Origin of the sequence: Streptomyces sp. NPDC050121, assembly GCF_044460385.1 — a bacterium.
Taxonomy (GTDB): Bacteria; Actinomycetota; Actinomycetes; order Streptomycetales; family Streptomycetaceae; genus Streptomyces; species Streptomyces soliscabiei.
In genome coordinates, this window is the sequence record NZ_JBITJV010000018.1 from 1 (window position 1) to 13,557 (window position 13,557).

General features: G+C 70.2%; 12 protein-coding genes. 7 read left to right on the forward strand and 5 right to left on the reverse strand.

Going from position 1 to position 13,557, the window contains the following annotated elements; translation table 11 throughout:
• Positions 1–41: 41 nt before the first annotated feature.
• Together ACIBTS_RS25850 and ACIBTS_RS25855 are read right to left on the reverse strand one after the other, a co-directional pair.
• Positions 42–3,533, reverse strand: coding sequence for a LamG domain-containing protein (locus ACIBTS_RS25850; protein ID WP_399322484.1), 3,492 nt, complete (start codon positions 3,531–3,533; stop codon positions 42–44).
• Between the two features lie 297 nt (positions 3,534–3,830).
• Complete coding sequence (locus ACIBTS_RS25855) at positions 3,831–4,238, reverse strand: hypothetical protein (protein WP_399322486.1); 408 nt, start codon at positions 4,236–4,238, stop codon at positions 3,831–3,833.
• Between the two features lie 126 nt (positions 4,239–4,364).
• Here ACIBTS_RS25855 and ACIBTS_RS25860 point away from each other — a divergent pair, with 126 nt between their 5' ends.
• Positions 4,365–5,003, forward strand: coding sequence for a uridine kinase (locus ACIBTS_RS25860; protein ID WP_399322487.1), 639 nt, complete (start codon positions 4,365–4,367; stop codon positions 5,001–5,003).
• Between the two features lie 279 nt (positions 5,004–5,282).
• Here the strand turns inward: ACIBTS_RS25860 and ACIBTS_RS25865 are convergent, their stop codons facing one another.
• Complete coding sequence (locus tag ACIBTS_RS25865) at positions 5,283–6,026, reverse strand: SigE family RNA polymerase sigma factor (protein WP_319677186.1); 744 nt, start codon at positions 6,024–6,026, stop codon at positions 5,283–5,285.
• A 529-nt stretch (positions 6,027–6,555) separates the two neighbouring features.
• On the opposite strand from ACIBTS_RS25865, the gene ACIBTS_RS25870 reads away from it, so the two are divergent.
• The 6 genes from ACIBTS_RS25870 (at position 6,556) to ACIBTS_RS25895 (ending at position 11,722) form a co-directional block, all read left to right on the forward strand.
• On the forward strand, positions 6,556–7,647 hold the full coding sequence (locus tag ACIBTS_RS25870) for a methyltransferase (RefSeq protein ID WP_399322488.1): 1,092 nt from the start codon (positions 6,556–6,558) through the stop codon (positions 7,645–7,647).
• 37 nt (positions 7,648–7,684) lie between these two features.
• Entirely contained in the window at positions 7,685–8,362 is a 678-nt protein-coding gene (afsQ1, locus tag ACIBTS_RS25875) for a two-component system response regulator AfsQ1 (protein ID WP_028807033.1), read from the forward strand.
• Entirely contained in the window at positions 8,359–9,945 is a 1,587-nt protein-coding gene (locus ACIBTS_RS25880) for an ATP-binding protein (RefSeq protein WP_399322490.1), read from the forward strand. The genes afsQ1 and ACIBTS_RS25880 overlap by 4 nt, the downstream gene beginning before the upstream one ends.
• 2 nt (positions 9,946–9,947) lie before the next feature.
• Entirely contained in the window at positions 9,948–10,580 is a 633-nt protein-coding gene (locus tag ACIBTS_RS25885; RefSeq protein WP_319677189.1) for a hypothetical protein, read from the forward strand.
• A gap of 293 nt (positions 10,581–10,873) precedes the next feature.
• Entirely contained in the window at positions 10,874–11,425 is a 552-nt protein-coding gene (locus ACIBTS_RS25890) for a VanZ family protein (protein WP_399322491.1), read from the forward strand.
• 96 nt (positions 11,426–11,521) lie between these two features.
• Positions 11,522–11,722, forward strand: coding sequence for a PspC domain-containing protein (locus ACIBTS_RS25895; protein WP_319677374.1), 201 nt, complete (start codon positions 11,522–11,524; stop codon positions 11,720–11,722).
• A 110-nt stretch (positions 11,723–11,832) separates the two neighbouring features.
• Here ACIBTS_RS25895 and ACIBTS_RS25900 read toward each other — a convergent pair whose 3' ends face one another.
• Together ACIBTS_RS25900 and ACIBTS_RS25905 are read right to left on the reverse strand one after the other, a co-directional pair.
• Positions 11,833–12,186, reverse strand: a complete 354-nt coding sequence (locus ACIBTS_RS25900; protein ID WP_399322492.1) for an ATP-binding protein — start codon at positions 12,184–12,186, stop codon at positions 11,833–11,835.
• 139 nt (positions 12,187–12,325) lie between these two features.
• On the reverse strand, positions 12,326–13,489 hold the full coding sequence (locus tag ACIBTS_RS25905) for an adenosine deaminase (RefSeq protein WP_399322494.1): 1,164 nt from the start codon (positions 13,487–13,489) through the stop codon (positions 12,326–12,328).
• Positions 13,490–13,557: the final 68 nt, after the last annotated feature.

Here is a 13,557-nt window from a genome sequence, read left to right on the forward strand (position 1 = left end):
CAGCCCCAACGAATACGAACACCGACACCACACCGCTAAACTCACGCTCGCCGCGTGATCAATAACCGCGTGCCCACCTTCACGGGGGAAGGCCCCAGCACGCCGTAGGTCTCGTTGAGCTGCGGATCCGTCTCCTGGGAATCGAACACACCGGTCACATCGACCGGCTGGCCAGAGGTGTCAGCGATGTCGTCGAGCTGGGCGACCTGCGAACTCTGCACCACCTGTCCCGCGCCGTCCACGGCGGTGCGGGTGAACTTCCACTGGTAGACGCCATCGGCAGGCTTGACCACCCACAAGGCCCACGAGGATTCTCCGCCGGTGCGCTGTCCGGCGACCTGCGCCTGGTAACCGACCGGCTTCGTACCGAGATTTATCTCGTCCAGGCTGACCCGGGCTGACACGGTGAAGGAACCAGTCTCATCGACCACAGGGCCCGTGGTGGCAGCATAAGCGGTGGTGCCGTTCAGCACGATGCCCTGCTCGCCCTGAAGGGTCGCGCCGCCGGCCGGGGTCAGGGACGCCTTGCCGTAGAGCGAGGTGTCCGCGATTGCGGTGCCGGTGGCAGCAGTCGCATCCCACGAGGCGGTGAGTGTTGTGGCCTGCTCGCTGTTCTCCGTCAGCTTGGCCTCGTCCGAGATCAGCGGGCGGGACTGGGCCCGCTGCCACACCGCCAGTTCGTCGACGCGGCCCATGAAGTACTCGCCGGCCTTCGATGCCCCGACCCGCATGTCCTGCGTCGAGGTCCATGGCGCGTATGCAGCATTCACGCTCGACAGAACCACGCCGGTCGCGGGTCCTTGGGGGCGGCCGTTGACGAACAGCTGAATCGTGTCGTTCGTCTTGTCCTGGTCGCCCTTGGTGTCGAACACGCCGGCAAGGTGCGTCCACACTCCGCTCGGCGGGTTCGCCGCATCGGCGACAGCACTGACATAGGCAGGAGTGGAGGAGTCTGAAACCGCCTTGTTGAACGCCCACTTCTTGGCAGAGGCCGAGTAGAAGAGGTTGAACGCGGCCGCTGAGTAGGTGCCTGGAGCCGAAGCAACCACCCTGGTCTTGGTGACGTCGGTCAGCATCACCCATGCCGAAATGGTGAACGACTTGGCGGTGTCGACAGGCGCGCCGCCCTGGGTGGAGGCGTAACCGATCTGCTGGGCGGGGTCGGTGACGTCGTCGTTGAGCCGCAGGGAATGATCGTCGGGTCCGCGGCGTCCCTGGCCCAGCCAGGTTGCGGCCTTGCCTGCCTGCTGATGCAGCTCCGTCGCGTGGCGGGTGGTTCCTTCGGTCGCACTGTCCGTGCCGTCGTTGAAGTGCCAGCGCCCGACCGGCCCGTCCGGCTGGTTCACCTTGAACGTGAAGGTCGACGCGGGGCCGTACCGTTCGCGCACGTCCTTGGCCTCCACGCTGAGCACTGTGGTGCCCGCCACGGGCGGTATCAGGTTGTTGATGGTGACGACATCGCCGTTGGCGTCGGAAGAACCGACCACAGTGGCGCCTGCCTGGGTGGACAGGCTCCAGCGGTAGCCAGTGATGTCCGGGTCGGTGGTGTCACTGGCGTCTTCGGGGTTGGGCTTGAAGGTGAACGTGCCTGCCGTGCCGGGCTCCCCGCAGCCCGTATCCGCACAGGATGCGTTGTAAGGGGCGCCCGGCTCGATCACGGGAGCCTTGGGCGCGTCAAGGTCGATCTTGAAATAGCACCAGTGGGAGTAGCCGGAGGAGATCGCAGTGGTGACGCCCTCGTACGTCCAAAAGGACTGTGTGAGCACCTTGAAGCGATACACCATGCCGTCGGCTCCCCCGGACAGGCTCACTTTCTCTAGGTCGCCGTTGATGTCGTATCCAGCAGTTGGTTCGTTGACCTGCCAGTGTTCAACGAAGCCTGTGGATGTCTTCTTTTCCACATAGAAGTGGGACCGCAGTGACCCCTTCTCCGCGTCTGTCTCCGGCGTGTTCAGGGTTCGGACCCTGCCCTGCAGCGTGGGGTTGACACGGGTGGCGACATCAGGGTTGTTGCCGTCCACCGAGCAGTGTGCCTCGGTACCGTCTCCCGGTATCGCACCGACGTTGATCGGATATCCGGGCTTGAGGACGTAGACGACCTGAAGGTCGGCGTTCTCCTTGAACCGCTTCCAGGCGTCCGGGGCGTTCTCATCCTTGGCCCGCAGCATTAGAGTCAGGCGGGAGAAGTTGCCGTCGGCGAACGAGCGGACCGTCTTGGTCAGATTCTCGTCCGTCTCGTCGGGGTTGTCGTTGAACTCCACCCACGAGTCCGGCTGGGAAGGCGAGCAGAGATCACTCCGTCCCGCGGAGACCTGCCGGTCACCCATCAGATCCAGCTGCGCTGGCCCCGGCCAATCGGTGGCGCTGGAGATGTTGTTGGTGCGCCACAGGTCCACCCACTGCGGGGAGCAGGAGAACGACCAGGTCTCATAGGCGCGGAAAGTTGCGTCGATGACGTACTTGCCCGCCAGCTTGGTCGGCGAGAACTCGAAGTACATGCGGTTGGTGTAGTCCGAGCCGCAGTACCAGGGGCCCAGATGGCTGCAGTTGCCGACACCGTAGTCGCCACTGAAGTTCCAGAACGTGTCCCCGTCCGAGGACAGCACCGTACGCTCAGAGACGGTCAGCCCCATGGAAGGGTCGATGTAGACGGGGTAGACCGTGTCCGCGCCCCTCAGCACCTCCACATCCGGCTTCACGGTTATCTCGCCGTCGGCGACCTGCACGGGCAGAACCGCGGTGGCGTCCCCCTTGTCCGGCGACTGCGACTCCGACGCTTCGCCTTCGGCAGGCTCACCGGCGGCGCTCGCGGCAGAACCAGTGAGCAGCTGCGTCTGGGCACCAGCGTCGCCGGCAGAATCCCACATCAGGCCGGCCGGGCCGGTGAAGACGGTGTTACCGTCCCCGTCGAACGCGCGCAGCCCTCCGCCAGCGCTCGGGGCGAGCGTCAGACCTGCACTGGATGCGGTCAGGTCCACCTCGTTCAACTCCGGATTCGCCGCCGCCTCTGCGGTCTTGACGACCAGCACCTCACGGTAGCCCTCGGATGTGGCCGTGAGCTGCAGGTCCACACCCTTGAAAACCTCCGGGTAGGTGGCCGTCGGCCCCTCCAGCATGGGCACCGGCAACTGACCGGGCCACCCCAACGTCACCGAACCCTCAGGCGCGGTCATGCGAATCATGCCCGTGCCGCTGCCACCCTCGGAGAACGACAGAGCCACCACGGAGGCCTTCGGCCCAACCGTCCCGTCCGCCCGGCGTTCCAGCGTCAGATCCACATCGCGCCAGGAGCCGTCCTTGGCCTTGACCCGCTGAGGCGTCGTCGACTGCGTCAGCGTGAACGTTCCGTCAGGGTTGGCCTCAGTCCTGGAGTATGCGGTGCGCTCCGAGACGACCTCGACCGGCTCTCCTGTCTCAGCCGCCAACGCCGACGCGTCCTGGGCCGAAACCGGCGGAGTGGCCTGCGGCCGTGCCGAGGCCTGGCCCGCCATTGGAGGAAGTAACGACGCCACTATCGCCGCGGCCGCCGACATGATCGTTCTCCGGCGCCTACGACGCCAGGCTAAGCCCTCCACGACAGCCCCCCAGACTTACATGATCTTTACACAGATTCCCCACATCATGATCGGCCGACATGACCCGGTCAAGAGATTTGCATGATCGCGATTGAACTGTTGGTAGTGCTCCAGTAGCTCGCGGTGTCCGCCGCCGCTGCCATCCTCGAAGGTCCTCCGACCGGAGGCCCCTCAGTCGCCCGACTGCCCGTCAGTCACGCACGAGGGCCGCGACTCCTCTCCGCCCGGAGGAGTCGCGGCCCTCCTTTCGTGCCTTCAGCCGCCCAGCACCTTCGTCGCGTCCCCCGCCACGGGGATGGACCCGATCGACTGCGCCTGGGCCACCGGCCGGGTCAGCATCTGCGAGGTCAGCGGCTGGAAGTCGGCGAACTGGGTGCCGACGCCGTTGTCGAGGGGGTCGGCGCCGGTGCCGGCGAGCGGGTTGGGCTTGAGACCGGAGACGGTGCCGGTGACGTACGACAGGGAGCCGAGCGCCCCCTGCAGGCCCGCCTGCGGGTCGACCTGCCCGACCGAGGTGGGGTGCGCGCGCATCACGTCGAGGACGGGCTCGCCGGTGGCCGCGGCGGCGGTGCCGGCGCCCGCGCCCAGCGCCACTCCGGCGGTCGCGAGGGCGGCGAGGGCACGCCGTCCGGTGGAGGTGTGGGATGTGTCGTGTCGGGCCATCGCGTTGCCGCCTTCTGGTGCGCAAGGTAATCGGTTCGACACGAAGGGTAGTTGAGGTGTGACGCGCGCTTCAAAGCCGACCCGCGGGGCCGCCACGGGCCCGGGAATGCCTCACACTGGTGTCCCGTGACCTCCCCTTTGCCCATACCGACGCGAGTCGTGCTGCTCTGCGGCCCTTCCGGCTCCGGCAAGTCCCTGCTCGCCGCCCGCTCCGGCCTCCCGGTCCTGCGGCTCGACGACTTCTACAAGGAGGGCGACGACCCGACGCTGCCGCTCGTCGCCGGGAGTTCCGACATCGACTGGGACCACCCCGACTCGTGGGACGCGGACACGGCGGTCGCCTCGATCGTGGAACTGTGCGGCACGGGCCGTACGAACGTTCCCGTGTACGACATCTCGCTGAGCGCCCGCACCGGCGAGGACGCGATCGAGATCGGGCGGACCCCGCTGTTCATCGCGGAGGGCATCTTCGCCGCCGAGATCGTCAACCGCTGCCGGGAGCTGGGCGTCCTGGCCGACGCGCTGTGCCTGAGCCGCGGCCCGGTGAAGACGTTCCGCCGCCGGTTCCTGCGGGACCTGAGGGAGGGCCGCAAGTCGGTGCCGTTCCTGCTGCGCCGCGGCTGGCGTCTGATGCGCGCCGAACGTTCCATCGTGGCCCGCCAGACCGGGCTCGGCGCGTACGCCTGCGACCGCGACGAGGCGATGGGCCGCCTGGCCGCCGCGGCAGCGGGTCGCCTCGCGCCGACGGCCCGCACAGCCGCCTAGGCCGTCGGGGTCGTCGGGGTCGGGACGTCCGGGCCGCCCCGGCGCGCGAGCGCCGCTTCGACGCGCACACGCGAAAGCGGGACTGGACGGACCCCCCGGCCCTCCAGTCCCGCTCCCTTGCGCTCCCCCGTGTTTCCCCGATCCCCCGATTCCCCCCAGGTGGTGCTTCCCCCGTGGCGGCGCGGTACCGCTCCCCCGGACGTCCCCCGTCGGTTCCCCCGGTACCGCTCCCCCGTCACCGGCTTCCCTGAGCGAAGCCGGGCCCTTCCCCCGTCACCTTCAGGCGACCAGCTCCCCGAAGGCGTCCTCCTCGTCACGGCCGAAGCTGAGGACCTCGTCCTCGCGCAGCCGACGGAGCGACCGCCAGATGCTGGACTTCACCGTGCCGACACTGATGTCGAGGATCTCCGCGATCTCCGGGTCGGTGCGGCCCTCGTAGTAGCGCAGGACCAGCATCGTCCGCTGGAGTTCGGGCAGCCGGGCCAGCGCCTGCCACAGGACCGCGCGCAGTTCGGTGCCGCGCATCGCGTCCGTGTCGCCGGGCGTCTCCGGCAGTTCCTCGGTCGGGTACTCGTTCAGCTTGCGGCGGCGCCACGCGCTGATGTGCAGGTTCGTCATGGTGCGGCGGAGGTAGCCCCCGACCGCGGCCTTGTCGCTGATCCGGTCCCACGCCCGGTACGTCGAGAACAGCGCGCTCTGCAGCAGGTCCTCGGCCTCGAAGCGGTCGCCGGTGAGGTGGTAGGCGGTGGCGTACAGGGAGGCGCGGCGCTCCTGGACGTAGGCGGTGAACTCCGCCTCGGTCAGCGAGCGACGCTCCCCCGTGTCCTCCCTGTACGCGGCTCCCCCGTGAGCCGCCTGTTCCCCCGTGTCAACCACCGTCATGTACGCGGTGTGCTGACGCCCGGCGCCGCGAGAGCACCCCCGCCCTCCCACGGCGCCGGACTTCTCGGAACCCCGGTTCACGTCGTGCAGGCGGGTGACGACTGCGACTGCGTTGGTGCTCCTACCGTGCAGCGTGTTCATCTCGCGCCCCCCGTCGTGGACTTACCGGTGTTCGGTCTCTTGCGACTTGCGTGTTGCCGTCTTGCGACTTGCCGTCTTGCCGTCTTCCCGGGGTCCGGCTTCGCTGGTGTTCTCGGCGCCGCCTTGCCCGTGTCGAAAAGATTGCCCGGGCCACTTCATCGCCGTGTCCGCCGACTGTCACAGACCTGTCACAGGGCCCTGCCAGGGGAACACCACAGACCGTTCACAGCCGTCCGCGGTACGGCAGTTGACTTGGTCCGCGCAGGTCGCCGTGGCACCCTTCGGGGGTGACTCTCGGCATGGTGCTGTTCGACTCCCGCCTCCGCGCCTCGACGCGGACGCGGTAGCGGCCACCCCTCCCCGACCTCGCGCGTCCCGCCCGCACCGGGCCGGGCGCAGGTCGTGCCTGCTCACTCCGGGCTTACGGCTCCGGGCTTACGGCTCCGGGCTTACGGCTTCCGACTCCCGCTCCTCGTTCCGTCGAAGTGCCCTTCGTGTCCCGGCATTCACGACCACGAGGAGTACGCACGTGGAGTCCCACGACCACACCCAGGCCCGCCACCGCATCGTCGGCCCCGCCGTCATCGCCGACGACCGTATGCGCGCCGCCACCGCCCACCGGCTGGCCCGCGGGGGAACGTCCCTGCTCTGGCGGGGCGACTTCCAGGGCGCCCGCCGGCTGCTGCGGGCGATGGACCGCCGTATCGGCGCCGGACCCGCTTCCCCCGACCCCGCGGAGGCCTTCCGCCTCCACCGCCGGGCCCGCGCCCACCGCGCCCGCATCCTGAACCGGCTGCTGGTCGAGCTGGCCGACGACCACACCGTGGCCCTGCGCCGGGCCCCCGACGTCCGCGAGGCCTGCCACGCCGTCTACGGACCGCCCACCGGCCCCGCCCTGGTACCGCTGCGGGAGCTGCTCGGGGTGATCGGCGCCCACCAGTGGCGACTGAAGGGCGTCGAGGTCCCGGCCCTGGGCGCACGCGTCCACCCCCACTACGGCGTCTTCGCGCCCACGCGGAGCGAGTACGTCGACCTGGTGGCGGACGCCCCGCTGCCGGCTACGGTCCGGCGCGCCCCCGCCGCGGCCACCGCGTTCGACCTGGGCACCGGCACCGGCGTCCTCGCGGCGGTCCTGGCCCGGCGAGGCGTCGGGCGGATCGTCGGAACGGACCTCAACCCCCGCGCCCTGGCCTGCGCCGAGGACAACGCCCACCGGCTCGGTCTCGGCGGACGCCTCACGGTGACCCCGGGCCTGTATCCGCCCGGCCGAGCCGATCTCGTCGTCTGCAATCCGCCGTGGCTGCCCGGCCGGCCGACCGCCGCCCTGGAGCTGGGCGTCTACGACGAGGACAGCGGGATGCTGCGGGGATTCCTGGGAGGTCTCTTGGAGCACCTACACCCCGGCGGCGAGGGCTGGCTGATCCTCTCCGATCTGGCCGAACACCTCGGTCTGCGGACCCGCGACGAGCTCCTCGAACTCATCGAAACCGCAGGTCTACGGGTTGTGGACCGGATTGATGTACGACCCAGGCACAGGCGTGCGAGTGACGTCTGCGACCCCCTGCACGCGGCCCGTGCCGCCGAAACCACCACCCTCTGGCGTCTCAGGCCCGCCCCATAGGTCGAACGACAGCCCCCTCATGGGCCAGAATGAGCCCGTGCCTTCCCTGTTGCTGATCGAGGACGACGACGCCATCCGTACGGCCCTGGAGCTCTCACTGACGCGCCAGGGACACCGGGTGGCCACCGCTGCCAGCGGTGAGGACGGTCTGAAGCTGCTGCGCGAGCAGCGGCCGGATCTCATCGTGCTGGACGTCATGCTGCCCGGCATCGACGGTTTCGAGGTGTGCCGGCGCATCCGGCGCACCGACCAGCTGCCGATCATTCTGCTCACCGCGCGCAGCGACGACATCGACGTCGTGGTCGGGCTGGAGTCCGGCGCCGACGACTACGTCGTCAAGCCCGTGCAGGGGCGGGTGCTGGACGCCCGCATCCGGGCGGTGCTGCGGCGCGGCGAGCGGGAGTCGAGCGACTCGGCGACGTTCGGCAGCCTCGTCATCGACCGGGCGGCGATGACGGTGACGAAGAACGGCGAGGACCTGCAGCTGACGCCGACCGAGCTGCGGCTGCTGCTCGAACTGTCCCGGCGGCCGGGGCAGGCCTTGTCACGGCAGCAGTTGCTGCGCCTCGTCTGGGAGCACGACTACCTCGGTGACTCGCGGCTGGTGGACGCCTGCGTCCAGCGGCTGCGGGCCAAGGTGGAGGACGTGCCGTCGTCCCCGGTCCTGATCCGTACCGTCCGTGGCGTCGGCTACCGCCTGGACGCCCCTCAGTGACACAGCCGCAAGGGGGGCTCCGCGGCTGGTCCGCGGCGCGCAAGGGAAGACTTTCACGGCTGCGTTTCACCAGCCTGCGGCTGCGGCTCGTCGTCGTCTTCGGGGCGGTGGCGCTGACCGCCGCCGTCTCCGCGTCCGGCATCGCCTACTGGCTCAACCGCGAGGCCGTGCTGACCCGTACCCAGGGGGCGGTGCTGCGGGACTTCGAGCAGGAGATGCAGAACCGGGCGGGTTCGCTGCCCGAGCATCCCTCGCAGGACGAACTCCAGCACACCGCCGGGCAGATGGCCAACAGCAGCCAGCGTTTCAGCGTGCTGCTGGTGGGCGCGGACGCGAGCGGCAAGACCGTCTACGGCAACTCGGGCGGGCTGAACGGGTTCTCGCTGGACGACGTGCCCGAGTCGCTGCGCACGGCCGTGAACAAGCGGCAGGACCTCACCGGCGGCAACAAGTCGCAGTACCACCTGTACTGGCAGCGGGTCGTCGACCACGGGACGCCGTATCTGGTGGCCGGGACGCGGGTCATCGGGGGCGGCCCGACCGGGTACATGCGCAAGTCGTTGGAGCCGGAGGCGAAGGACCTCAACTCGCTGGCCTGGTCGCTGGGGATCGCCACCGGCCTCGCGCTGGTCGGGGCCGCGCTGCTCGCGCAGGCCGCCGCCACGACCGTCCTGAAGCCGGTGCACCGGCTGGGCGTCGCGGCCCGGCGGCTCGGCGAGGGCCGCCTCGACACGCGGCTGCGGGTGTCGGGGACGGACGAACTCGCCGATCTGTCACGGACGTTCAATCGGACGGCCGAGGCGCTGGAGAAGCGGGTCGACGACATGGCGGCCCGCGACGAGGCCTCGCGCCGGTTCGTCGCCGACATGTCGCACGAGCTGCGGACGCCGCTGACCGCCATCACCACCGTCGCGGAGGTGCTGGAGGAGGAACTGGACGCCGAGTCGGGCAGCATCGACCCGATGATCGAGCCCGCGGTACGGCTGGTGGTCAGTGAGACGCGGCGGCTGAACAACCTGGTCGAGAACCTGATGGAGGTCACCCGCTTCGACGCGGGCACCGCGCGGCTGGTCCTGGACGACGTCGACGTCGCCGACCAGATCACGGCCTGCATCGACGCCCGCGCCTGGCTGGACGCCGTCGATCTGGACGCCGAGCGCGGCATCCACGCCCGGCTCGACCCGCGCCGGCTGGACGTCATCCTCGCCAACCTCATCGGCAACGCGCTCAAGCACGGCGGTTCGCCGGTGCGGGTGTCGGTGTCGACGGCGGACGACGCGGTCGTCATCGCGGTGCGCGACCACGGGCCGGGCATCCCCGAGGAGGTGCTGCCGCACGTCTTCGACCGGTTCTACAAGGCGAGCGCCTCCCGGCCGCGCTCCGAGGGCAGCGGGCTCGGCCTGTCCATCGCCCTGGAGAACGCCCACATCCACGGCGGCGAGATCACCGCCGCCAACTCCCCCGAGGGCGGCGCGGTGTTCACGCTGCGGCTGCCCCGGGACGTGTCCGAACTGACGGAACAGGGCGGCGTCGGCGGCGGGCAGGGCGAGCAACCGGCGCAGGCGAAGGGGGACGCATCGTGACCATGGGGCGCGCGACGACCGTACGACGACGGCTGCTCGCCGTCCCCGTGCTGGCCGGTCTGGCCGGGCTGCTCGCCGGCTGCGGCATCCGGGCGACCGAGGTGCCGACCGACTTCGGGGCCGCGCCCTCCCGGGCACGCTGCTCGCTCACCGAACCGGACGTGGCGGCGCAGTCCGGGCGCGCGGGCGTGCCGGTGCAGGTGTTCCTGCTGTGCGGTTCGTCGCTGGTGGCCGTGGACCGGTACGTGCGGGTGCCGGACGGCGCGGCGGATTCCAAGCGGCGCGCGCTGGTGGCGCAGGGCCTGCTCGACCAGCTCGCCGAGTCGCCGTCGGCGGCCGAGAAGGAGGCCGGGTACACGACGGACGTGCGCGGCGGTATGTCGGCCGGCGGTCCGCGCGCCAAGGACCCGGACGACGCGCTGCGCCTGAGCACCTCACCGGGCAGCCTCACCTCCTACGCCCTCGCACAAATCGTCTGCACGTTCTCCGACTCGGCGGCGGCCGAGGGCGACGGCTCGGTGATCCTGGGCGGCCCCGGCTCCGACCCCCTGCGCCGCTACGAGTGCACCAACGAGGTCCGCTCCCGCCCCGGCAGCGCAGAACCCCCGTCCTCAGCAGTCCGGGAAGGCAGCTGAACGACTTTCCCGGCCCCGGCAACAGCGAAAACCACCGACATCGCGAACCGGCATGACGGACCGGAGCCGCGGCCCGGAGCCGGGTCCGAGCCGCGGGTCCGAGCCGCGGGTCGAAGTCGCGGGTCGAAGTCGCGGGCCAGTGTGGCGGACGCCTCATGGGGTGGGTGGGGGGCTTTGTCGTCGCAGGTCATGTGGGGCCGGGCAGGGGTGGCGGGGAGGTGGGGAGGGGGGTCCGGGCCGGTGGCGGGAGGCGGGCCGGAACCGATCGTGCCGGGGGGCGCGTCTTGGGGGGCGTGCAGCGTCAAGGCTCCATCGGCGGCAGCGCCGCGATCCGCATCCGCGCGACCGGGATTGTTCTCCTGGCCGCCCACCTCGTGTTCGTCGCCTGGGTCACGCTGCGCCCACTGAACGTCCCCTGGGTGATGCCCGCCAATCTGCACCCTTTCGACGGGATCCGCGCCGATCTGCGGCTGGGCTGGCCCGAGGCGGCCCGGCGGATCGGCGAGGGGCTGGGGCTGCTCGCCCCGCTGGGCGTCCTGCTGCCGCTGGCGCACGGCAGGCTCCGGGTCTCGCCGCTCGCCTCCCTGGTCCGTACGGTCACGGCGGGCGCCCTGCTGTCGCTGGGCATCGAGCTGTTGCAGACCGGGGTGCCGGGACAGGTCGTGGACGTCGACTCGATGCTGCTGAACACCGTGGGCGTGGCACTCGCCCATGTCGCCGTGGTGCCGGCGGTACGTGCGTGGCTGCGCCGCAGGGTGGAGCACCGGGGGCGGGCCGCGGTCCGCCAGGAGGAGACGACTCAGGGTCGGACCCCGAGGATTCCCAGGGTCGGGATCGCACCGTAGAGCGACGCTTCGTCCCCCTTCGTCACCGTAGCGTTGTCGTCAGATGGAGCAGCCGCCAGGGCCGGCTCCGAACAGACGCTCGCGAAGGAGCCGCAGATGTCCAGCCTCGCCCGCCCCACCCACGGCCGCATGATCGGCGGAGTGTGCGCCGCGCTGGCCGGCCGCTTCCGCACCTCCCCGACCACGATGCGCGTGCTCTTCGTGCTCTCCTGCCTGCTGCCCGGCCCGCAGTTCCTGCTCTACATAGCGCTGTGGATCCTCCTTCCCTCTCAGGACAAGGCCCGCACCGCCTGGTGACGGCCCGCCCGGGGGCGGCCGGGACGCAGCAACGCCGTTGGGGCGCGCCCGGTGGTTCCGGGTGCGCCCCAACGACGTGCTGTGTGACGGGACGGGGCGGGCGGCGCCGCTCAGCCCAGCGGGAAACCGTTCACCGGCAGGCCGTGCGTGGGCAGGCCCTGCAGCGGCAGACCGCCGAGGAGACCGGCGACGGGCGCGGTCGGGCCCTCGGCGAGCGGCTTCTCGGCGACCGGCTGGGCGGCGGCCAGGCCCGCGCCGAGCACCGGCTGCGCCTGCGACAGGGCCTCACCGGCGCCGGGCAGCGCGGGGGTCACGTTCTCCGCCGGCAGCGTCTTGGTGACGCCGTCCAGGGCCTGCGTGGCGTCCGGAAGGGCCGGGGCGGCGTTCGCGGCGCCCGCACCGACGGCGGCGAAGGCGGCACCGAGAGCGGCGACACCGAGGGTCTTGGCAGCAGACTGCTTCATGATAAATGCGTCCTCGAATGGAATAACAGGGAACCGAGCGGTTCTCGACCGTAAACACGGGGAGGGGTCGGCGGCAAACATCGAAATGCGGACGGATTGTGAACACCCGCCCGCATTCCGTACTCCGAAAACCCGGCGCTCAGTCCTCCCTGACCACGGAACCGCTGGTGGAAGCGGTCTGCTGGAACAGCCATTCGGACTTCAGTTCTGCATAGCCGGGCTTGATCACGTCATTGATCATGGCGAGTCGTTCATCGAAAGGAATGAATGCTGACTTCATAGCATTGACCGAGAACCACTGCAGATCGTCGAGCGTATAGCCGAACGCGTCGACAAGGTGCTCGAATTCCCGGCTCATACTGGTGCCGGACATCAGCCGGTTGTCGGTGTTCACGGTGGCCCGGAAGTGCAGCCTGCGCAGCAGCCCGATGGGGTGCTCGGCATAGGAGGCGGCGGCGCCGGTCTGGAGGTTGGAGCTCGGGCACATCTCCAACGGGATGCGCTTGTCGCGGACGTAGGAGGCGAGCCGGCCGAGCTTGACACTGCCGTCGGCGCCGACCTCGATGTCGTCGATGATGCGCACCCCGTGCCCGAGCCGGTCGGCGCCGCACCACTGCAGGGCCTGCCAGATGGACGGCAGCCCGAAGGCCTCACCGGCGTGAATGGTGAAGTGGTTGTTTTCCCGCTTCAGGTACTCGAAGGCGTCGAGGTGCCGGGTGGGCGGGTAACCGGCCTCCGCGCCCGCGATGTCGAAGCCGACGACACCCAAGTCCCGGTAGCGGTTGGCGAGTTCGGCGATCTCCAGGGCCCGGGCGGCGTGCCGCATGGCGGTGAGCAGGGCGCCGACGCGGATGCGGTGCCCGTTCGCACGGGCCGTCCGCTCCCCTTCCCGGAAGCCCTCGTTGACGGCCTCGACGACCTCTTCGAGGCTCAGCCCGCCGTCGAGGTGCTGCTCGGGGGCGTAGCGCACCTCGGCGTAGACGACGCCGTCCTCGGCGAGGTCCTCGGCGCACTCGCGGGCGACCCGGACGAGCGCCTCGCGGGTCTGCATCACGCCGACGGTGTGCGAGAAGGTCTCCAGATACCGTTCCAGGGAACCGGAGTCGGCGGCTTCCCGGAACCAGATGCCGAGCTTGTCGGCGTCGGCCTCGGGGAGCCCGGCGTACCCGGAGTCCCGGGCGAGGTCGACGATCGTGCCGGGGCGCAGCCCGCCGTCGAGATGGTCGTGCAGCAGAACCTTGGGCGCCCGCCGGATCTGGTCCGAGTTCGGGGTGATGCCCGCCTGGATGCTCTGGCTCGTCATGCCCGCACTCTAAGTCCTACGCGCGTAGATCACGCGTTGTCCCACGCCGCCGATACGCAACGGTGACC